Origin of the sequence: Streptomyces sp. 8N706, from assembly GCF_052245415.1 — a bacterium.
Classification (GTDB): domain Bacteria; phylum Actinomycetota; class Actinomycetes; order Streptomycetales; family Streptomycetaceae; genus Streptomyces.
Map to the genome: position 1 here is coordinate 112771 of NZ_JBQQBW010000005.1, position 20606 is coordinate 133376.

Sequence of the window (20606 nt, forward strand, 5' to 3'; positions counted from 1 at the left end):
GTTGCGCGGTCGGTGCCGGGCATGGTCACATGGAGACAGAGACCTGGTTAGGTCTACCTAACCTCGCCTGCACCAGGAGCCCCAGGAGGCATCCATGCCGCGCCATGAGCCCGCTGCTGACGCGCTGAGGCCGGGGCGTCGGAGCGACGACCAGCTGCCGCCGCTGTCGCGGACGCAGTCACCCTCGTCCTCACCTTCGATGAGCCAGCTGCTGGCCGCATGCGCCGCGGCGAGTGCGGTCTCCACGCCGCCCGACTCTCCGGAGGCCGCGGAGCGGGCGTCCGGCGGCGCCGACGGAGCGGGACGCCGGGACGCCGCCTGATCCTCGCCGGACACTCCCTGGTCCGCCCCGTACAGCTCGGTGCGGATCCGCTGGGCGGTCCGCGTGGCGAGCGAGAGGCCGGTGTCCTTGTCAACCTTGTCGCCGCCCACCCTCACGATGGCGAGTACGCCGCCGACGCGGACGTCGACCGCGTAGGACGGAGTGCCGTCGTACTCGTCACCGCCGGTGAGCCGTGAGATCTCCAGCAGCGCCTCGTCGCCGAGACCGGCGATGTCCCGGGCCTCGTGGTGCTCGAGGACGGGGGCGGCCTCCGTGTCGACGGTGACGTCGGCACAGGTCTCGTGGAGCCGGCGCCGGACCTCCAGATACCGCTCGGTGCGCTCGGCGGCCATCGACACCAGCTGGACAGTGACGATCGGGCCGTGCTCGGCGGCGGGTGCGAGTCGCACGGTTTGCTGGGCGCCGGCCCCCGCGAAGCCCCTCAGCTCCTCGCGCAGGTCGTCCGCGGGCTCGCACTGGCTCCAGTCACCGCCCCCGTACCGGCCGAAGAGCCCCAGGTCCGTCCCGGTCACCCTCGCGCGCCTGCCGAACGCCTCGGCGGGCAGGAGCGCAGCCTTCAGGTCGGCTTCGGTGAAGACCCGGTCCGGGTCGGCCTCGCCGTCGACGCCGGGCGCCGTGGAGGGGGCGCCCGACGGGTTCCCCGAGGTGGCGGGACGTCCCGGACCCGGCGGTGCCTCCGTGCTGCCGCATCCGGTGAGAAGGGCCGTCAGCACGACGGCGTAGCCGGCGATTCCCGTGCGTACGGCCGCTCGCACGGTGCCCCCCACGGTTCGACGAACAGTTCGACCGACACCCTAGGAGTTGGCCCGGGCCAACTGGTCGGGCCTGGGGCGGTCTTCCCGTGGCCATCGGCAACGAGTGCCCGGACGCGGCGTACTCCGTTCGGGTGAAGTGCTCTGCGGCCGCCCGGAGATGTGGGCGGCCCGGCGCTCAGGCGACCACGACGACCTTGGTGCCGATCGTGGCGAAGGTCCACAGCGCCTCGCCGTCGGCGCGTTGCTCGCGGATGCCCCCGGTCTTCCTCGTCGAGGCCGGGTCGGGCATCGACCCGTCGACGGCCGCGCTGAAGCCGATCACGACTCCGTCGACCGTGGTGAACCGTACGACGTGCTCCACGGGAATCCCGTCCGAGCCGGGGATACGCGCGGAGCGGGAGGTGACCGCGTACTGGCCCGGCGAGGGGCTGACGGTGCTCGGGGTGACCTGGTAGCTGCGGGTGGGCCGGTCGTCGTTGCCCACCAGCCAGACCCGCTTCTCGCCGAGCGAGTAGACGACCCGCACCCCGCTGCCGGAGTTCTCCGGAACGGGATGTTCCTGCTTCTTGCCGGACCCGGCGGACTTTCCGGGCTCGTGGTGCGTCGCGGCGGAGGGTCGGGGTTTGGCCCCGACAGCGGGGGCGCCGGCGGACGCCTGGAAGGCGAGGAAGCCGACCACGGCGAGGGCGGCGGCGGTGAGACCGGCCACGATCGTCCCGGAGTTGCTCCGTGCCACCCTGTGCCGCCTCTCGTCCTGCCTGTCCGCCATACCTGCGCCTACCGGCCAGACCGTAGCACCGAGCGCCCGTGCGACTACGCGCATGGGCGCGCGAACACCCGTCCCGCCACCCGGTGGCGCCGCCGCCCCCAGCGGGGCTGCCGCGGCACCGTCCTGTTGTTGCCGGCCGCTTCCTCGCCGGATGACTCCGGGCGTGCAGTGCGATCGGATCGCATGGCCACCGCCTGCTCCGCCCGCGCTGCCACCGGTCGCGGCCTGCGCCGGGCCCGGGGCTCGTTTCGCCCCCTGCGGACCGGGTCAGGGTCCCCGGAACGCGCCGTAGGCTGTACGCGTGCTGCTGCTCGCTCTTGACACCGCCACCCCCGCCGTCACCGTCGCCCTCCACGACGGGGACGGTGTCGTCGCCGAGTCGAACCAGGTCGATGCGCGACGCCACGGCGAGCTGCTGCTGCCCGCCGTCGACCGGGTGCTGCGCGAGGCCGGGACGAAGATCGACTCCGTGACCGGCATCGTCGTCGGCGTCGGCCCCGGTCCGTACACCGGGCTGCGCGTCGGGCTCGCGACCGCCGCCGCCTTCGGCGCCGCGACCGGCGCCCCGGTCCACGGGCTGTGCACGCTCGACGGCATCGCGTACGCCGCCGGGCGGGCCGGGCTGGCAGGCCCGTTCACCGTGGCCACCGATGCCCGGCGCAAGGAGGTCTACTGGGCCCGTTACGCCGACCCGCGCACCCGTATCACCGAGCCCGCCGTCGACCGGCCCGCCGACATCGCCGGGCAGGTCGCCTCGGACCCGGTCGTCGGCGCGGGAGCGGTGCTGTACCGCGAGGTGTTCCCGCAGGTGCCCGACGGCATGCCCGAGTACCAGTCCGCGGCGGCGCTGGCCTCCCTCGCGGCGGAGCGGCTCGCCTCGGGCGGGGACTTCCTGCCCGACCGGCCGCTGTATCTGCGCCGCCCCGACGCCCAGGTGCCCGCGAACTACAAGGTGGTCACACCGAAGTGACCGACGTGACCGACGCGACCGCGGGACCCCCCGGCACCGTGACCTTGCGTGAGATGCGCTGGTGGGACATCGAGCCGGTGCTGGAGCTCGAGCGTGAGCTCTTCCCCGACGACGCCTGGTCGCGGGGGCTGTTCTGGTCCGAACTCGCCCATGCCCGAGGGCCGTCGGCCACCCGCCGCTTCGTCGTCGCCGAGGAGAACGGCAGGATCGTCGGCTACGGCGGGCTCTCCGCCGTCGACGGCACCGGTGACATCCAGACCATCGCCGCCGCCCGTGAGCACTGGGGCACCGGGCTCGGCGCACGCCTCCTCACCGACCTTCTGAGGGGCGCCACCGCCTTCGAGTGCCATGAGGTGCTGCTGGAGGTACGGGTCGACAACACCCGTGCCCAGCGGCTCTACGAGCGTTTCGGCTTCGAGCCGATCGGATTCCGCCGCGGCTACTACCAGCCGGGGAACGTGGACGCGGTGGTGATGCGCCGTACCGAATCCTCTGCGGACACCGTCCCCGTCATGGACACCGACGAGCCCGCGATCGTCGGCACAGACACCGACACAGACACCGGCACGGACACAGACACCGGCACGGACACAGACACCGGTACGGACGAACAGGGAACGACCAACGATGGCTGACGAGCCGCTTGTCCTCGGCATCGAGACCTCCTGCGACGAGACCGGCGTCGGTATCGTCCGCGGCCATACCCTCCTCGCCGACGCCGTCGCCTCGAGCGTGGACGAGCACGCCCGCTTCGGCGGCGTCGTCCCCGAGGTCGCCAGCCGGGCGCACCTGGAGGCGATGGTTCCGACGATTCAGCGGGCGCTCAAGGATGCCGGGGTGGCGGCGAGCGACCTCGACGGGGTGGCGGTCACGGCCGGGCCCGGGCTCGCGGGCGCGCTGCTGGTCGGCGTCTCGGCGGCCAAGGCATACGCGTACGCGCTCGGCAAGCCGCTCTACGGGGTCAACCATCTCGCCTCGCACATCTGCGTGGACCAGCTGGAGCACGGCCCGCTGCCCGAGCCGACGATGGCCCTGCTGGTGTCGGGCGGCCACTCCTCGCTGCTGCTGGCACCGGACATCACCAGCGACGTACGCCCCCTCGGCTCCACCATCGACGACGCCGCGGGCGAGGCCTTCGACAAGGTCGCGCGGGTGCTGAACCTCGGCTTCCCCGGCGGCCCGGTCATCGACCGCTACGCGCGCGAGGGCGATCCGGAGGCGATCAACTTCCCCCGCGGCCTCACCGGCCCCCGCGACGCGATCTACGACTTCTCCTTCTCGGGTCTCAAGACGGCCGTCGCCCGCTGGATCGAGGCGAAGCGCGCCGCGGGCGAGGAGGTACCGGTCGCGGATGTCGCGGCGTCCTTCCAGGAGGCCGTCGTCGATGTGCTGACCCGCAAGGCCGTACGGGCCTGCCGGGACAGCGGTGTGGAGCATCTGATGATCGGCGGCGGGGTCGCCGCCAACTCGCGGCTGCGCGCGCTGGCCGAGCGGCGCTGCGAGGACGCGGGCCTCATGCTGCGGGTGCCGCGCCCGAAGCTGTGCACGGACAACGGGGCGATGGTCGCGGCGCTGGGTGCGGAGATGGTGGTCCGCGGGCGCCCGGCCTCGTCCTGGGATCTGCCCGCGGACTCCTCGCTCCCGGTCACGGAAACGCACGTGCCCGGCCAGGATCACGACGACGCTCCCGGCCACGGCAACGCCGACGACCCCGTGCACACTCATGACCACGACCACTTCCATGAGCTGAGCAAGGGCAATCTGTACTCATGACGGTGGCCCTGATGTGGGAGGCGCGGGCCGCCGAGGGCCGCGGCCCGGAGCTGCTGGCGTGGGCGCGCGAGCAGCAGCTCGTACGGACGCCGCTGCGGCGTGAGACGTTCAGCGCGCCCGGGGACCGGGTCCTGGTGATCACCTGGTGGGACGCACCGTTCGACGCCGCCCTCCCCGAACTGCCTGCCCCCGCCGCGGGCCTGCTCCACCGCCCGGTCCACCGCTGGCGCTTCGAGGCGCTCGACCACGATCGGGCGTCCGGCTGAGGCCCGTGCAGGTCACCGGTCAACCCGCTCCCGTGCCACACCTCCCGCGGGCGGCCGTGGCGACAAGGCGGGCTACTGGCCCCCGGGGCCGGCTGAGGCGCAACGGATTGCCGGAGGGATCGCGGAAGGCACAGTCGCGGACGCCGTACGGCCGGTCCATCGGCTCCTGAATTCCTGCCCTGATCGCGTGACCGGATGCCTGACCGGTCGGGTCGTACCCGGACCGGACAGCCGGGCGGTGCGTCAGGACGGAGCCGGGTGGCCGATCAGCATCGTGGGGGCGCCCGCCGCGCGGGTGAGAAAGACCGTGGCCGCGTTCGGACCCTGCGGCTTGACCTTTCTGCGGAGCTCCTCCGGCTCGACGGCCGAGCCGCGCTTCTTCACCGTCAGCTTCCCGACCTCGCGCTCACGGAGCAGCGCCTTCAGCTTCTTGAGGTGGAAGGGCAGCGCGTCGGTGATCTCGTACGCCGTCGCGTACGGGGTCGGGCGGAGCTCGTCCGCTGTCACGTAGGCGATCGTCGGATCGATCAGCCGGCCGCCGACCGCCGCCGCCACGTCCGCCACGAGATGGGCCCGGATCACCGCGCCGTCCGGCTCGTACAGCCAGCGCCCGACCGGGCCCGGCACGGGGTCCGGCAGACCGGCGCCGGTCAGGGTGCGCGGGCCGGGCAGCAGCGTGGCGCGCCGGGTGCCGGGGCCTGTGCCGAACCAGAGGACGGCTTCCTTGACCTCACCGCCGTCCGAGATCCACTCCGCCTCCGCGTCGTCCGGCACCGCCTCGTGGGGAATGCCGGGTGCGATCTTCAGTGCCGCGTACGGAGCCGTACGGGCGGCGCCCACCGCCCAGGACAGCGGCGGGGAGTAGGCCTCCGGGTCGAAGATCCGCCCTCGGCCGCCCCGCCGTGCGGGGTCGGCGAAGACGGCGTCGAATCGGGAGGTGTCGACCTCCGCGACATCCGCGCAGCGCACCTCGATGAGGTCGGCCAGCCCCAGTGCCTCGGCGTTGGCCCGGGCGACCGCGCAGGTCAGCGGGGACCGGTCGACGGCCAGCACCTCCACACCCGCCCGCGCGAGCGCGATGGCGTCGCCGCCGATACCGCAGCACAGGTCGGCCAGCCGCCTGACGCCCAGCGCGGCGAACCGCTCCGCGCGGTACGTGGCGACGGATGTACGGGTCGCCTGCTCGACGCCGTCGGGCGTGAAGAACATGGCGGCCGCGTCCTCGGCGCCGAACTTGGCCACGGCTCGCTGCCGCAGCCGTGCCTGGCCCAGCGCGCTGGAGACGAGTTCGGCCGGGTGCTCCCGGCGCAGCCGGGTGGCGGTCGCGAGTTCGTGCGCGGGCTCGTAGTCGCGCAGGTCCGCGAGCAGGGCCCGGCCCTCGTCGGTGAGCAGGGCGGAGAAGGAGTCGAGGGCATCCACTCGATCAATTGTGGGCCAAGCGGGGGACGGGCCGGGCGCCACGGCGCTGTCGCACCGTCGCCGGGCCCACGTCCTGGCAGGATGCGGCGCCATGAAACTAGTACGACAAAATGAAAAAAGCACTCACGACCGCAGATTCCGCCCCACCGCCTACGGGGCCGCCGCCCTGCTCCTGATCGGCGTCGTCGGAGGAGCCTGCGCGCAGCCTCCCGATCGCGCCGGGCCGCGGGGGCGTGCCGACCCCGAGGGAGGAGTGCCGCCCGGTGCCGGGCACGCCGGAGCAGCTCCTCATGGGGCTCCGCCCTCGGACCGGCGGCCGGACCGGCCCCCGGAGCGGAGGCCGGACCAGCCGCCTGGCCCGCACCCTGACCAGCCGCCTGACCGCCACCCGGACCGGAAACCGGGGCCAGAGGCCGTACCGCATCCGGGCCCCGAAGCCGTACCGCGTCCCACCCCGGCCGACGGACTCGTCGCCCGGCCCGGGGCCGGAGGGAGCCCGGGCGCCGGCACGGGCCCGGGCTTCGTCACCGGGGCCCCCGCGGAGCTCCCCCGGGACCTGGTCATCTACTACCGGGGAGCGGTGAGGTCCGAGGGCGCCCGCCTCGCAGCGGCCAAGCGCTGGGGGCTGAGCCGCCCGCCCCTCCTTCCGCCGGCTCCGCCCACCGTCGCAACGGGGCCGCGCTCCCCCCGGGGCCTCCCCGGCGGCCGGGACCTGCCCCGGGTGCTCACCCGGGTCCCGACCCGCGACCGCGTCGTCTTCCTCACCATCGACGACGGCTCGCACAAGGACCCGCAGTTGATCCGTATGCTGCGCGAGCTCCAGGTGCCGGTCAGCGCCTTCCTGAGCGACTACGTCGTACGCGACGACTACGGCTACTTCCGCGAGCTGCAGAAACTCGGCGTCTCCCTGAACAACCACACCCTCACCCACCCCGACCTGCGCGAGCTGTCGTACGAGGACCAGCGCAAGGAGATCTGCCGCCAACAGGTCATCCTGGAGAGGGAGTTCGGCGTCCGGCCGTGGCTCTTCCGCCCGCCGTACGGCAACTACGACCAGGAGACCCTGCGCGCCGCCCGGAGCTGCGGCGTCCGCGCCGTTCCGCTCTGGACCGAGGAGGCCTTCCCGGACCGGATCGAGTCCGCCGACGAGAAGGGCGAGCTGCATCCCGGCGACATCATCCTCACCCACTTCCGGGGGCGCGGGGAGTGGCCCGGCACCATGCCGGACATGGTCCGCCGGGTGCTGGCCAGGGCCACCGCACAGGGCTTCGCGATCGCCCGGCTGGAGGACTACATCTGAAACCGCGGCCGCCTTCCGCGCGGCGCGCCCGAAGCTCGTTGGCACTCTAGTTGACTGAGTGCTAACGCCGTCATAGTCTCAGCATTGGCACTCTCCACCAGGGAGTGCCAGCCACACAGCGACGGGCAGGTCCGGCACCCGCGACGACGGATCTACCAGGTCGCCACCTCAGACAGTTAACCCCGTGAGATCTCCGAAGGGGGAGGTCGGATCGTGACGACCGCCAGCACCAAGGTTGCCATCAAGCCGCTTGAGGACCGCATTGTGGTCCAGCCGCTGGACGCCGAGCAGACCACGGCCTCTGGCCTGGTCATTCCGGACACTGCCAAGGAGAAGCCCCAGGAGGGCGTCGTCCTGGCCGTGGGCCCGGGCCGCTTCGAGGACGGCAAGCGCCTTCCGCTCGACGTATCCGTCGGCGATGTCGTTCTCTACAGCAAGTACGGCGGCACCGAGGTGAAGTACAACGGCGAGGAGTACCTCGTCCTCTCGGCTCGCGACGTTCTTGCGATCGTCGAGAAGTAATTCGCCCCAGCTTTTTTGATCTGCGCCCCGGCTCCCGTGTCTGAACAACCGGGCGTCCGGGGTGCAGTTCGTTGAGAGGACATACCGAACCATGGCGAAGATCCTGAAGTTCGACGAGGACGCCCGTCGCGCCCTCGAGCGTGGCGTCAACAAGCTTGCCGACACCGTGAAGGTGACGATCGGCCCCAAGGGCCGCAACGTCGTCATCGACAAGAAGTTCGGTGCCCCGACCATCACCAACGACGGTGTGACCATCGCCCGTGAGGTCGAGGTCGAGGACCCCTACGAGAACCTGGGCGCACAGCTCGTGAAGGAGGTGGCGACCAAGACCAACGACATCGCGGGTGACGGCACCACCACCGCCACCGTGCTCGCCCAGGCGCTGGTCCGCGAGGGCCTGAAGAACGTCGCCGCCGGCGCTTCCCCGGCCGCCCTGAAGAAGGGCATCGACGCCGCGGTCAAGGCCGTGTCCGAGGACCTGCTCGCCGTCGCCCGCCCGATCGACGAGAAGTCCGACATCGCCGCCGTCGCCGGACTGTCCGCCCAGGACAAGCAGGTCGGCGAGCTGATCGCCGAGGCGATGGACAAGGTCGGCAAGGACGGTGTCATCACCGTCGAGGAGTCCAACACCTTCGGTCTGGAGCTCGACTTCACCGAGGGCATGGCCTTCGACAAGGGCTACCTGTCCCCCTACTTCGTCACCGACCAGGAGCGTATGGAGGCCGTCCTCGACGACCCGTACATCCTGATCCACCAGGGCAAGATCTCCTCCATCCAGGACCTGCTGCCGCTGCTGGAGAAGGTCATCCAGGCCGGTGCCTCCAAGCCGCTGCTGATCATCGCCGAGGACGTCGAGGGCGAGGCCCTGTCCACCCTCGTGGTCAACAAGATCCGCGGCACCTTCAACGCCGTCGCCGTCAAGGCCCCGGGCTTCGGTGACCGTCGCAAGGCCATGCTCGGCGACATCGCCACCCTCACCGGTGGCACCGTCGTCGCCGAGGAGGTCGGCCTCAAGCTCGACCAGGTGGGTCTCGACGTGCTGGGCTCCGCCCGCCGCGTGACCATCACCAAGGACGACACCACGATCGTCGACGGTGCGGGCAAACCCGAGGACGCTCAGGCACGGGTCGCCCAGATCAAGGCCGAGATCGAGGCCACGGACTCCGACTGGGACCGCGAGAAGCTCCAGGAGCGCCTCGCGAAGCTGGCCGGCGGCGTGTGCGTCATCAAGGTCGGCGCCGCGACCGAGGTCGAGCTCAAGGAGAAGAAGCACCGTCTGGAGGACGCCATCTCCGCGACCCGCGCCGCGGTCGAGGAGGGCATCGTCTCCGGTGGTGGCTCCGCGCTCGTCCACGCGGCCAAGGTGCTCGAGGGCAGCCTGGGCAAGGAGGGCGACGAGGCCACCGGTGTCGCCGTCGTCCGCCGCGCCGTCGTCGAGCCGCTCCGCTGGATCGCCGAGAACGCGGGCCTCGAGGGCTACGTGATCACCTCCAAGGTGGCCGAGCTCGAGAAGGGCCACGGCTTCAACGCCGCGACCGGCGAGTACGGCGACCTGGTGAAGGCCGGCGTCATCGACCCGGTCAAGGTCACCCGCTCCGCCCTGGAGAACGCCGCGTCCATCGCGTCGCTGCTGCTCACGACCGAGACCCTGGTCGTCGAGAAGCCGGCCGAGGAGGAGGCCGAGGCGGGTCACGGCCACGGCCACGGTCACGCGCACTGACGCAGGCCTCGCGCCGGCCTCACGCGCACCGACACCGGGCACGCGGCACCGACCGCGCCCCGCTCGGCCGCGCAGCTCCGGCTGCACGAAGGCCCCCGCTCCCGCCGCTCAGCGGCGGGGCCGGGGGCCTCGTGCCGTCCCGGTCCATGGGGCGGTGTCCGTGCCTGACGACGACGACCCTCGGGGCGCCCTGACGAGGAAGGCATCAGGATCCGCGCCGGTACCGCCGCGGCCTACGTCGGGGCCGCGTTGAGCTCCCGGAGCAGCCGGGGGATGTCGTAGTGCCACCAGGTTTCCTGGATCTTGCCGTCCTGGAACCGGTAGACGGTGGTGCCGGTCATCGTGACGTCCCTGCCCGTGGGACGGATGCCCATGAAATCCCCGCGGTGTGTGCCGCGCCAGGTCCACAGGGTGGTGACCTCGTCGCCCTCGGCCACCATGCTCTCGATCGTGAAGTCGAAGGCGAAGGCATTCCGCCAGCCGGTGACATCCTGCCGAAGGACATCGGAACCGACCGTGGTGTCCTCTTCCTTGGACATGTCATGGTCAATGACGTCGGGCGCGAACAGCTCGTCGATCAGGTCGAGACGGCCGCCGACGGCGACCTCGTCATAGAAGCGCCGGGCGGTCTCCTTGTTGAGCGCCTCGTCGCGGACCACGTCCAGGTCGGTGAAGGTCGGCGGTGCGTCGCAGATCGCCACCATCTCCCGGAAGATCTGTTCGGTCTCCGGCAGGCTCGAATTCCGCATCGCCTCCTCGTACGACGGGAATTCTATGATCTCGACATAGTGCTCTCCGTTGGAGCGATCCCGGCCCACCAGGGCGTGGGTGGCGGTCCGCTTGCCCTTCGTCTGCTCGGCCCAGGTGTCCAGAAGCCGGTTCATGTCGTCGAACTTGTCCGTCTTGCAGTCGATGATCTGTACGAATGTCATGAGCGCCTCCTGGAGCGGGTCGGTGATTCGTCCGCTTAGTGACGAAATGCCCGTCTGTCCGGCCCCTCAACCCCAACACCCCCCTGGTACAGCCGGGGCCACGCCGTCAGCTCGGTCCGTACCGGCGTCCCGTGCGGGAGGTGATACCGCTCAGCGCGCCCCGCGGGGCCAGCTTCGCCAGGCCGGTGAGCGCCTTGTACCGGGGGTCGGGCACCGAGACGGTCCTGCCCCGCGCCAGATCCTTCATCGCCGCCGCCACCAGGCGGTCGGCGTCCAGCCACATCCAGCCGGGCACATTGCCGGTCTCCATCCCGGCCCGCTCGTGGAACTCCGTCCGCACGAACCCGGGGCACAGCGCCATCAGCCGTACGCCCGTACCGGCCAGATCCCGCGCCGCGCCCTGGGTGAACTGCACGACCCACGCCTTGCTCGCGCCGTACGTGCCGCGCGGTACGAACGCCGCCACCGACGCCACGTTCACCACCCCGCCGCGCCCGCGCTCCCGCATCCCGGCCGCCGCCGCGGCCGTCAACCGCAGCACGGCCTCGCAGTGCACCTTGAGCATCGTCAGCTCATCGTCCATCGGGACCTCGAGGAACGTGCCCTTGTTGCCGAAGCCCGCGTTGTTGACCAGCAGGTCGACCGGGTGCTTCCGCTGGGCGAGCCGCGCCTCGACGGCCGCGATCCCGTCGTCCACCGACAGATCCGCGACCAGGACGTCGGCCTCGATCCCGTGCCGGTCGTGCAGCTCGGTCGCCTGCGCCTTGAGCCGTCCGGCGTCACGTGCCACCAGCACCAGGTTGTGCCCGTCGGCGGCCAGCCGCCGGGCGAAAGCCGCCCCGATGCCCGCCGTGGCTCCCGTAATCAATGCAGTCGTCATGCGCGAACGCTAGCGCTGCCTCGGCCGAGGTTCACCCCGCCGGCCACCCTGGCAACGGCTTCCCCCGGCAACGCGGCGGGGCGAGTGCCCCCGGCTGCGTTGCCGGACCGACCGAGGACGCCCTCCCGCGGCCTTCGGCATGGCTGACCCCAGAGGCCGGTCCGTGCCTGGTGATTGACCAGCTCACCTCGCTACCGGGCGAACCCTCGGCTGACGTGGCATGCCCTGTCTGACACCTCCCGCGTGGCCCACGAGCTCCTCCACCCAGCGGTGGCGGGGGGAGCCGTGGCTCCGCCTTGCGGCGGACGACGCCATGCGTCGGACAGGTCCTGGCGCGGGGCCCCTCGCGGATCAGCTCCGAGGAGCCGTCCGCCGGAGCGCCTTGGCGCGGGCCTCCGGATGCAGCGCCTCACCCGCGGCGAGGACGCGCGGCAGCAGCGCGGGTTCCAGAGTCTGCGCGCGGAAGAGGAAACTGACGGTCACTTCGTGGTCCGGGCGGTGCACGATCTCGATCGGATCCCCGGCCCGTATCCCGCCCGGCTCGATCACCCGGAAGTACGCGCCCGGGGCGGCGGCCCGCGTGAACCGTGCGACCCAGCCCTCCTCGTCGAGCCACCCGGCGAACGTGCGGCACGGGGTACGCGTGGAGGTCACCTCCAGGACCAGGTCGGGGCCGATCCGCCAGCGCTCACCGATGAGCGCCCCGTTGACGTCCAGTCCGGCGGTGGTGAGGTTCTCGCCGAAGGCGCCGTTGCTCAGCGGACGGCCCAGCTCCGCCTCCCAGGTGTCCAGGTCCTCCCGGGCGAAGGCGTAGACCGCCTGGTCGTTCCCGCCGTGGTGCCGGGTGTCGGCCACCGTGTCCCCCGCGAGCGCGCTCCCCGCTGTCCCTTTGGGGCCGGGTGCGGCGACTCGTACCGGCCCGTCCGCCGGCCGCTTGTCGATACCGGTGCCCCCAGGCGCGTCGGTGTAGTCGGCGAAGTGCGGACGGCCCAGGTTCACGGAGAGAACACGCATGACTCGACACCGTACGGGCCCCTCTCGACGGGCGCGACAGCATTCCCGGTGGGCTCACGTCTCCTTCCCGGGTGGGCTCAAAGCCTCGCTTATGGTTGAGGCATGATCGAGGCCCGCCATCTGAGAGTGCTGCGTGCCGTGGCCGCCACCGGCTCGTTCTCGGCCGCCGCCCGGGAGCTCGGCTGCACCCAGCCGGCCGTCAGCCAGCAGATGAAGGCCCTGGAGCAGTCCGCCGGCACACCGCTCCTGGTCCGTACCGGCCGTGAGATGCGCCTGACCGAGGCCGGCGAGGCCCTGGTCCGGCACGCCGCCGGGATCCTGGCGGGGCTGACCGCCGCCGAGGAGGAGGTCGCGGCCATCGGCGGGCTCCGTGCCGGGCGGGTCCGGCTGGTGTCCTTTCCGAGCGGGAGTTCCACGCTCGTACCGATCGCGCTCGCCGAGATGCGCGCCGCCCACCCCGGCACCCGGGTCTCCCTCGTCGAGGCCGAACCACCTCGCTCGGTGGAGATGCTCCGGGCGGGTGACTGCGACATCGCGCTGGCCTTCCGCTATCCGGAGGTGCGGGGATCCGGTCCCGCCGCCGCCGGGGACTGGGACGAGCTGGTCGTGCGGCCGCTGCTCACGGAGCGGCTGGTGGGGGTCGTCCCCGAGGGACACGCGTTCGCCGCCGCCGACCGCGTCCGCATCGCCGATCTGGCCGAGGAGTCCTGGATCGCGGGCTGTCCGCGCTGTCGCCGGCATCTGGTGGAGGTGTGCGAGAGCGCCGGATTCACGCCCCGGATCGACTTCGCCACGGACGCCTATCCGGCGGTGATCGGGCTGGTCGGGGCCGGTCTGGGGGTCGCGCTGCTGCCCGAGCTGGCACTGGTGGGGGCACCGCCCGGCGGCAGCTGGGGGACGGTACGGGCCAAGGGCGCCGCGACGGTGGAGGTCGAACCTGTGGTGCAGCGGGAGGTCGTGGCGCTCACGCTGCCGGATCTCGCCCGGGTGCCGGCGGTCCGGGCCATGCTCGACCACCTGGCCCGCGCCTCGCAGGGCTGACCCGGGCGGCAGTGGTTCCGGTCAGCGGTCAGCAGGTCCAGAAGAATCGTTTCTTCAGCGTTTGCGGCTGTCCTCTCAGGTGCCGGTGGTGGCGATCATCCGGTGCCGGGCTCGCCCCATCAGCTCTTCGCGTTCGTCCTCCGTAAGCCCGCCCCACACGCCGTAGGGCTCCCGCACAGCCAGCGCGTGCGCCGCACACTCCGCTCGTACCGGGCATCGCATGCAGACCTCTTTGGCCGAGGCCTCGCGCGCGCTTCGGGCCGCACCGCGTTCGCCTTCGGGGTGGAAGAAGAGCGAGCTGTCCACCCCGCGGCAGGCGGCCAGCAGCTGCCAGTCCCAGAGATCGGCATTGGGGCCGGGAAGGCGGGAGAAATCTGCCATTGCTTATCCCCTCGGAGGTGTTCCGGTGCGGATACAGTGCCCACGACCGTACATCCACTGTGTAAGTAGATGTAAATATGACTCATTGCGAATCTAGCGACAGACACCTGCAGATGTGAAGAAAAGCCGCCAAATAGGGCATAGTCCATCCGGAGGGCCCGGTCATGCGCTGCGTTCGGTGCGTGTCCGTGCCCTCACGTAGAGTGTTGAAGGTGGTCGCCGGATCCCGTAACTCTTTCGGGTGACCGTCGTTGAGAGTGCGGAGGCGGTTGACGAGACAAGTACTCGGGCAGATGTCCGAGGCGGTCAATCGCTCAGGTGACGATACGTACCAGCCTGGAGGCTCAAGGTGACGCGCATCAGCTGCGGAGGACGGCCATGACATCCGTCCTCGTCTGCGACGACTCCCCGCTTGCCCGAGAGGCGCTCCGCCGCGCGGTCGCGACCGTGCCCGGCGTCGAGCGCGTGACGACGGCCGCCAACGGCGAGGAAGTCCTCCGCCGCTGGGGAGCCGACCGTTCGGACCTGATTCTGATGGACGTACGGATGCCCGGGCTCGGCGGGGTCGAGACCGTGCGCCGGCTGCTCTCCGCCGACCCCGGCGCCCGGATCATCATGCTCACCGTGGCGGAGGACCTGGACGGTGTGGCGCTTGCGGTGGCCGCCGGCGCCCGTGGCTACCTGCACAAGGACGCCTCGCGCGCCGAGTTGCGGGCGACCGTCACGCAGGCCCTCGCCGACCCCACCTGGCGGCTCGCCCCGCGTCGGCTGAGGTCCGCGGAGATGGGCGCCGCGCCGACGCTCACCGCGCGGGAGATCCAGGTGCTCGAAGGTATGAGCCATGGCCGCTCCAACGCCGAGATCGGCCGTGAGCTGTTCCTCTCCGAGGACACCGTCAAGACGCACGCCCGGCGACTGTTCAAGAAGCTCGGCGCCTCGGACCGCGCGCACGCCGTCGCGCTCGGTTTCCGCTGGGGCCTGGTCCGCTAGGGCCTGTTTCTCATGTCGCGTCGGTCGTCCTGCGGTGTCCGGTGCGGGGGGTACGCCTCCCACTGCCGCCGGGAGGACCCCCACCGGCCGAGGGCTGGGGGAGTGGGGTGGCTGGGGGTGCTCCCCCAGCCACTGCCTGGAGTCCTGCCCGGGGGGCCTCGGGCCACGACGACCGGCTGGACACAGCCGGGTGCGGCCCGCCGTCGCCGCGCCCGAGGTCACCTTCGGGCCGCGGGCCCGACGTGGCCCGGTCGGCGCATCCCGGGCCGTGCCGGGTGATGCGCGGCATGGGTACGGGGGTCCCTGTCCGCACTCCAGCGGGCGGGGTAAGCATGTTTCGCGCGCACTGTCGCATCCTTGAGGTATGGAGTGTCTCGGGGACGGCTCAGTCGGGGGGAGGGCGCAGGACGTGACAACCGGCGCACCTGCTCATAACGCTTCGGTGCACAACCACGGACGCGGTGCCACGGACCATCCGGGGCCAAGGCACCATGGACCGATGCGCGAGGACGAGAACCCGGGTACCCCCATGGCCGGAGGCCCTGGAGGAATCGGCGCGCTCGTCCACCGCGCCGTCGAGGGGGACGAGCGGGCCACCGACGATCTGCTGGCCCATGTGCATCCTCTCGCGCTCCGCTACTGTCGGACCCGGCTGTCGCGGCTGCCCGGCGACGCCCGGCACTTCGTGGACGACCTGGCGCAGGAGGTCTGCCTGGCGGTCCTGTGTGCGCTGCCCCGTTACCGGGACACCGGACGGCCCTTCGAGGCCTTTGTCTTCGCGATCGCGGCCCACAAGGTCGCGGATCTCCAGCGGGCGGCGATGCGCGGGCCGGGCAGTACGGCCGTACCGTCCGACGAGATGCCGGAGCAGCCGGACGATTCGCTCGGGCCCGAGGAGCGGGCGCTGCTGAGCAGTGACGCGGAGTGGGCCAAGAAGCTGCTGGCGAACCTTCCCGAGCACCAGCGCGAGCTGGTGCTGCTGCGGGTCGCGGTCGGGCTGACGGCCGAGGAGACCGGCCAGATGCTGGGGATGTCGCCGGGTGCGGTGCGGGTGGCACAGCACCGCGCGTTGAGCAGGCTGCGGGCCCTGGCCGAGCAGTAGCCATAGCAGTGGCCGGAGCCCGTTAGCATGGGAGTCCGCGCTGGGCAAGAGCACTGGGAAGGTGTCATGACTGACAACGTCGACGGAACGCCCGAGAAGTTCGCGATGCTCGGGCTGACATACGACGACGTGCTCCTGCTGCCGGGCGCGTCGGAAGTTCTCCCCAATGCGGTGGACACCTCGTCCCGTGTATCGCGCAACGTACGGGTCAACATCCCGCTGCTGTCCGCGGCCATGGACAAGGTCACCGAGGCCCGGATGGCCATCGCCATGGCCCGCCAGGGCGGCGCGGGCGTGCTGCACCGCAATCTCTCCATCGAGGACCAGGCCAACCAGGTGGATCTGGTGAAGCGCTCCGAGTCCGGGATGGTGACCGACCCCATCACGGTCCGGCCGGACGCGACGCTGCGCGAGGCGGACGACCTCTGTGGGAAGTTCCGTATCAGCGGCGTACCGGTGACGGATGCGGCGGGCAAGCTGCTCGGCATCGTCACCAACCGCGATATGGCCTTCGAGGTGGACCGCAGCCGTCAGGTCCGCGAGGTCATGACCCCGATGCCGCTGGTCACCGGCAAGGTCGGGATCTCCGGCGAGGACGCCATGGAGCTGCTGCGCCGCCACAAGATCGAGAAACTTCCGCTGGTCGACGACGCCGGTGTGCTCAAGGGCCTCATCACGGTCAAGGACTTCGTGAAGGCCGAGAAGTACCCGAACGCGGCGAAGGACGCCGAGGGCCGGCTGGTCGTCGGTGCCGCGGTGGGCGTCGGCGACGAGGCGTTCGACCGGGCGCAGGCCCTGGTCGAGGCCGGTGCCGACTTCCTGGTCGTGGACAGCGCGCACGGCCACAGCCGGGGCATCCTCGACATGATCGCCAAGGTCAGGTCCAACGTCACCGTGGATGTCGTGGGCGGCAATGTCGCGACCCGCGACGGCGCGCAGGCGCTGATCGACGCGGGCGTGGACGGTGTGAAGGTCGGCGTCGGACCGGGCTCCATCTGTACGACGCGTGTCGTGGCGGGCATCGGAGTACCCCAGGTGACGGCGATCCACGAGGCCGCGCGGGCGTGCAACGCGGCGGGTGTCCCGCTGATCGGCGACGGCGGCCTGCAGTACTCCGGTGACATCGCCAAGGCCATCGCGGCCGGTGCGGACACGGTGATGCTGGGCAGCCTGCTGGCCGGGTGCGAGGAGTCGCCGGGCGAGATGGTCTTCATCAACGGCAAGCAGTTCAAGTCCTACCGCGGTATGGGCTCGCTGGGCGCGATGCAGTCCCGCGGGCAGGGGCGGTCGTACTCCAAGGACCGCTATTTCCAGGACAATGTGCTGTCCGAGGACAAGCTGGTTCCCGAGGGCATCGAGGGCCAGGTGCCCTACCGGGGTCCGCTGGCGTCCGTGGCGCACCAGCTCGTGGGCGGTCTGCGGGCGTCGATGGGCTATGTCGGCTCGGCCGACGTCCCGGAGCTGAAGGAGAAGGGCCGCTTCGTGCGGATCACCGCGGCGGGGCTCAAGGAGAGCCACCCGCACGACATCCAGATGACGACGGAAGCGCCGAACTACAACCGGCGCTGACCAGCAGAGCTCTGAGCCCGCGGGCGGACGGCCCGCGGGCTTCGGCATGTGCGTCGGGGATACTGGAACGGCAGACGTTGAGGGAAAGGCCACACAGGTGACTGAGATCGAGATCGGACGCGGCAAGCGCGGCCGCAGGGCGTACGCGTTCGACGACATCGCCGTCGTCCCCAGCCGGCGCACCCGGGACCCGAAGGAGGTCTCGATCGCCTGGCAGATCGATGCCTACCGCTTCGAGCTGCCGTTCCTGGCAGCGCCGATGGACTCGGTCGTGTCCCCGCGGACCGCCATCCGGATCGGCGAGCTGGGCGGCCTGGGTGTGCTCAACCTCGAAGGGCTGTGGACCCGGTACGACGACCCGGAGCCGCTGCTCGCGGAGATCGCCGAGCTCGACGAGCGGACCGCGACCCGCCGGCTGCAGGAGATCTACGCCGCTCCGATCCGGGAAGAGCTCATCGGGCAGCGCATCAAGGAGGTGCGCGACTCGGGCGTCGTCACCGCCGCCGCACTCTCGCCGCAGCGGACCGCCCAGTTCTCCAAGGCCGTGGTGGACGCGGGCGTGGACATCTTCGTGATCCGCGGGACCACGGTCTCGGCCGAGCATGTCTCGGGCGCTTCGGAGCCGCTCAACCTCAAGCAGTTCATCTATGAGCTCGACGTGCCGGTCATCGTGGGCGGCTGTGCCACGTACACCGCGGCGCTGCACCTGATGCGCACCGGCGCGGCCGGTGTCCTCGTCGGCTTCGGCGGCGGGGCCGCGCACACCACGCGGAACGTGCTCGGCATCCAGGTGCCGATGGCGACCGCCGTCGCCGATGTGGCCGCCGCGCGCCGGGACTACATGGACGAGTCCGGCGGCCGGTACGTTCACGTCATCGCCGACGGCGGTGTGGGCTGGTCCGGCGATCTGCCGAAGGCCGTCGCCTGTGGGGCGGACGCGGTGATGATGGGCTCCCCGCTGGCCCGCGCGACGGACGCGCCGGGCCGGGGCCACCACTGGGGCATGGAGGCCGTCCACGACGAGGTGCCGCGCGGCAAGCGGATGAACCTCGGTGCGGTCGGTACGACGGAGGAGATCCTGCTCGGCCCCTCGCACACGCCGGACGGCTCGATGAACTTCTTCGGGGCGCTGCGCCGTGCGATGGCCACCACCGGCTACTCGGAGCTCAAGGAGTTCCAGCGCGTCGAGGTGACGGTGGCGCCGTCCCAGCACGACAAGCGCTGACGCTCACGCTGAGCGCGTACGTACGCGGGGCCCGGCCGTGGATGCGGCCGGGCCCCGCGGTGGTGGTTGCCTACGTTCTGACGCCGACCGGTGGCCTGTGGCATCCGTACGAGGCCACAATCGCCGGGCGCGGGGTGGGCGTCAGCCCGCGAGTTTCTTCGTGACGCTGAAGCCCGCGAAGCCCGCGAGCCCGTAGAACAGGGCGTCGATGGGCTCGAGTTCTTCCTTCCACGCCTCCGAGATGATGTCGAGGTGCTTGGTCAGCGCCTCGACGACCGAGACGTCGCCCAGGTCGCTGACTGCCAGTGCGTAGCCCAGGATCTGCCCGAAGTAGACGCCGAGCAGGCCGAGCACGATGCCGACGACGGGCAGGGCGGGGTTCCGGCCGCCGAGCTTGCCCAGAGCGGCGCCGATGAGGGCGCCGACGCCGATGGCGAGATAGCCGATCTGGGCGCCGTCCGACGCCTTGAGGATCGCGCCGTAGACGCCGGCGCCGACGAGCATGGCGACGGCGCCCGCGCCGATCGCGAGGCCGACGTTGCCCTGGCGGGACGGGGCGGGCGGCGGAAAGCCGCCCTGGTCGCCGTAGGGCTGCTGGGGCGGTTGGCCGCCGGGCTGCTGCCGGCCGTACGGATTTCCGGGCTGCGGCGGCTGCTGCTGCCAGGGCTGGCTCATGGTTCCCCCGTTATGAAGGTGTGGGACCGCGCTCGGGACGAATCGGACTGGAGTGCGGTCGACTGAATTTCGGCCAGAAGGCTAACAGTCGGTGCTGACAACCCGACAAGGGCTTTTCACGGTCCGTGACATGTCTGGTACCTGACAGAGACCCACGACGGCGTGGCCGCACGTACCGGTTGGTCCGGGTGGGCGGAAGCGAGCCGGAAGAGAGGCTGCGGGGATACGGGGTGGAACACCGTCACTCGGTCACGCGTTCGGGATCCGTCGGGAGGCCGGGCGGTACGGGACGACCGCCGTCACTCGGCTACGCGCTTGGCGACCAGGAAGCCCTCGAGGGCGGCGACGGTGTAGAAGGTGACGTCGTTCTTGCCCAGGATCTCGCTGCGCCAGTAGTCCAGGGCCGGTCCGGCGTGGCCGGTGAGGAGGTCGAGCGGGGAGTACCCGGGCCCGGCCGAACCGGACTGCATGGCTGCGGCCAGGAGTTGGGCGATGGCGACACCCGCCATCGCCAGCGGGATGCCACTCACTGCCACGGCCCGAGAGCGGCCGCCCGCCTTGCCGAGCACCGCGCCGACGAGCAGACCGATCCCGAGGGCCCAGTAGCCGAGTTCATGCCCCTGCGGACCGAGCGCACCCTGGAGGGTGCCGAGGAGCAGGGCGCCGACGACCGCGGTGACGGCCCCGGCGGCTATGCCGGTCGTCGGGCGGGCCTCTCCGCCGGTGCCCCGGGTGCCGCCGCCGCTCGCGTCGCCGCCCCGGGAGTCTCCGCCGCGCCCGCCCGAGCTGAAGCCCGAGCCCGCGCCCGGGCCACTGTCCAGGCTCGCGCCACGCACCGTACGACCGGGCGCCGAGGATTCGTTCATGCAGCGGCTTCGGGGCACTTGGAGGGGTGGCGGCCCGGCTCGGCCCCCGCGGCGGTTTCCTGGCTGCACTGGCCCATCGTCAACTCCCCTGAAG

21 protein-coding genes are annotated in these 20606 nt (G+C 71.5%); 12 read left to right on the forward strand and 9 right to left on the reverse strand.

Annotated elements, in window-relative coordinates; translation table 11 throughout:
* Positions 1-57: 57 nt before the first annotated feature.
* Positions 58-1110, reverse strand: a complete 1053-nt coding sequence (locus ACTWQE_RS04060; RefSeq protein ID WP_443327393.1) for a hypothetical protein — start codon at positions 1108-1110, stop codon at positions 58-60.
* Between the two features lie 163 nt (positions 1111-1273).
* Entirely contained in the window at positions 1274-1834 is a 561-nt protein-coding gene (locus tag ACTWQE_RS04065) for a hypothetical protein (protein WP_443327394.1), read from the reverse strand.
* Positions 1835-2168: 334 nt separating this feature from the next.
* On the opposite strand from ACTWQE_RS04065, the gene tsaB reads away from it, so the two are divergent.
* Genes tsaB through ACTWQE_RS04085 form a run of 4 tightly spaced genes read left to right on the forward strand, consistent with a single transcriptional unit; the run spans position 2169 to position 4876 of the window.
* The gene (tsaB, locus tag ACTWQE_RS04070; protein ID WP_443327395.1) at positions 2169-2837 is read left to right on the forward strand and encodes a tRNA (adenosine(37)-N6)-threonylcarbamoyltransferase complex dimerization subunit type 1 TsaB; all 669 of its coding nucleotides are present in this window, start codon (positions 2169-2171) and stop codon (positions 2835-2837) included.
* 53 nt (positions 2838-2890) lie between these two features.
* Positions 2891-3472, forward strand: coding sequence for a ribosomal protein S18-alanine N-acetyltransferase (gene rimI / locus ACTWQE_RS04075; RefSeq protein WP_443327418.1), 582 nt, complete (start codon positions 2891-2893; stop codon positions 3470-3472).
* A complete protein-coding gene (tsaD, locus tag ACTWQE_RS04080) occupies positions 3465-4610 on the forward strand; it encodes a tRNA (adenosine(37)-N6)-threonylcarbamoyltransferase complex transferase subunit TsaD (protein WP_443327396.1) in 1146 nt (381 codons plus the stop codon). Before rimI ends, tsaD begins: the two co-directional genes overlap by 8 nt.
* On the forward strand, positions 4607-4876 hold the full coding sequence (locus ACTWQE_RS04085) for a hypothetical protein (protein ID WP_443327397.1): 270 nt from the start codon (positions 4607-4609) through the stop codon (positions 4874-4876). The genes tsaD and ACTWQE_RS04085 overlap by 4 nt, the downstream gene beginning before the upstream one ends.
* Before the next feature lie 243 nt (positions 4877-5119).
* Here ACTWQE_RS04085 and ACTWQE_RS04090 read toward each other — a convergent pair whose 3' ends face one another.
* On the reverse strand, positions 5120-6304 hold the full coding sequence (locus ACTWQE_RS04090) for a THUMP-like domain-containing protein (protein ID WP_443327419.1): 1185 nt from the start codon (positions 6302-6304) through the stop codon (positions 5120-5122).
* A gap of 712 nt (positions 6305-7016) precedes the next feature.
* Here ACTWQE_RS04090 and ACTWQE_RS04095 point away from each other — a divergent pair.
* From ACTWQE_RS04095 to groL, 3 genes are all read left to right on the forward strand, one after another.
* A complete protein-coding gene (locus ACTWQE_RS04095; protein WP_443327398.1) occupies positions 7017-7595 on the forward strand; it encodes a polysaccharide deacetylase family protein in 579 nt (192 codons plus the stop codon).
* Positions 7596-7808: 213 nt separating this feature from the next.
* A complete protein-coding gene (gene groES, locus ACTWQE_RS04100) occupies positions 7809-8117 on the forward strand; it encodes a co-chaperone GroES (protein ID WP_037912436.1) in 309 nt (102 codons plus the stop codon).
* A 91-nt stretch (positions 8118-8208) separates the two neighbouring features.
* On the forward strand, positions 8209-9837 hold the full coding sequence (gene groL / locus ACTWQE_RS04105; protein ID WP_443327399.1) for a chaperonin GroEL: 1629 nt from the start codon (positions 8209-8211) through the stop codon (positions 9835-9837).
* Between the two features lie 233 nt (positions 9838-10070).
* On the opposite strand, the gene ACTWQE_RS04110 is transcribed toward groL, so the two are convergent.
* The 3 genes from ACTWQE_RS04110 to ACTWQE_RS04120 all read right to left on the reverse strand — a co-directional run bounded on the left by ACTWQE_RS04110 (position 10071) and on the right by ACTWQE_RS04120 (position 12663).
* Positions 10071-10769, reverse strand: coding sequence for an ester cyclase (locus ACTWQE_RS04110; protein WP_443327400.1), 699 nt, complete (start codon positions 10767-10769; stop codon positions 10071-10073).
* A gap of 106 nt (positions 10770-10875) precedes the next feature.
* The gene (locus ACTWQE_RS04115; RefSeq protein WP_443327401.1) at positions 10876-11649 is read right to left on the reverse strand and encodes an SDR family NAD(P)-dependent oxidoreductase; all 774 of its coding nucleotides are present in this window, start codon (positions 11647-11649) and stop codon (positions 10876-10878) included.
* A 351-nt stretch (positions 11650-12000) separates the two neighbouring features.
* Entirely contained in the window at positions 12001-12663 is a 663-nt protein-coding gene (locus tag ACTWQE_RS04120) for an MOSC domain-containing protein (RefSeq protein ID WP_443327402.1), read from the reverse strand.
* Between the two features lie 102 nt (positions 12664-12765).
* Here ACTWQE_RS04120 and ACTWQE_RS04125 point away from each other — a divergent pair, with 102 nt between their 5' ends.
* Positions 12766-13704 (forward strand): LysR family transcriptional regulator, encoded by a 939-nt coding sequence (locus ACTWQE_RS04125; protein WP_443327403.1) that lies wholly within the window; start codon positions 12766-12768, stop codon positions 13702-13704.
* A gap of 75 nt (positions 13705-13779) precedes the next feature.
* Here the strand turns inward: ACTWQE_RS04125 and ACTWQE_RS04130 are convergent, their stop codons facing one another.
* Positions 13780-14085 (reverse strand): WhiB family transcriptional regulator, encoded by a 306-nt coding sequence (locus ACTWQE_RS04130; protein ID WP_443327404.1) that lies wholly within the window; start codon positions 14083-14085, stop codon positions 13780-13782.
* Between the two features lie 378 nt (positions 14086-14463).
* On the opposite strand from ACTWQE_RS04130, the gene ACTWQE_RS04135 reads away from it, so the two are divergent.
* The 4 genes from ACTWQE_RS04135 to ACTWQE_RS04150 all read left to right on the forward strand — a co-directional run bounded on the left by ACTWQE_RS04135 (position 14464) and on the right by ACTWQE_RS04150 (position 18971).
* On the forward strand, positions 14464-15075 hold the full coding sequence (locus ACTWQE_RS04135) for a response regulator transcription factor (RefSeq protein ID WP_003948568.1): 612 nt from the start codon (positions 14464-14466) through the stop codon (positions 15073-15075).
* Positions 15076-15574: 499 nt separating this feature from the next.
* Entirely contained in the window at positions 15575-16177 is a 603-nt protein-coding gene (locus tag ACTWQE_RS04140) for a sigma-70 family RNA polymerase sigma factor (protein ID WP_443327405.1), read from the forward strand.
* 66 nt (positions 16178-16243) lie between these two features.
* Positions 16244-17746, forward strand: coding sequence for an IMP dehydrogenase (gene guaB / locus ACTWQE_RS04145; protein ID WP_443327406.1), 1503 nt, complete (start codon positions 16244-16246; stop codon positions 17744-17746).
* Between the two features lie 97 nt (positions 17747-17843).
* Positions 17844-18971: a GuaB3 family IMP dehydrogenase-related protein gene (locus ACTWQE_RS04150; protein WP_443327407.1), complete on the forward strand. Its 1128-nt coding sequence runs from the start codon at positions 17844-17846 to the stop codon at positions 18969-18971.
* A gap of 141 nt (positions 18972-19112) precedes the next feature.
* On the opposite strand, the gene ACTWQE_RS04155 is transcribed toward ACTWQE_RS04150, so the two are convergent.
* Positions 19113-19646 carry a hypothetical protein gene (locus tag ACTWQE_RS04155; protein ID WP_443327408.1) on the reverse strand — a complete coding sequence of 178 codons (534 nt, stop codon included), beginning with the start codon at positions 19644-19646 and terminating at the stop codon, positions 19113-19115.
* Between the two features lie 299 nt (positions 19647-19945).
* The gene (locus ACTWQE_RS04160) at positions 19946-20512 is read right to left on the reverse strand and encodes a hypothetical protein (RefSeq protein WP_443327409.1); all 567 of its coding nucleotides are present in this window, start codon (positions 20510-20512) and stop codon (positions 19946-19948) included.
* Positions 20513-20606 lie beyond the last annotated feature (94 nt).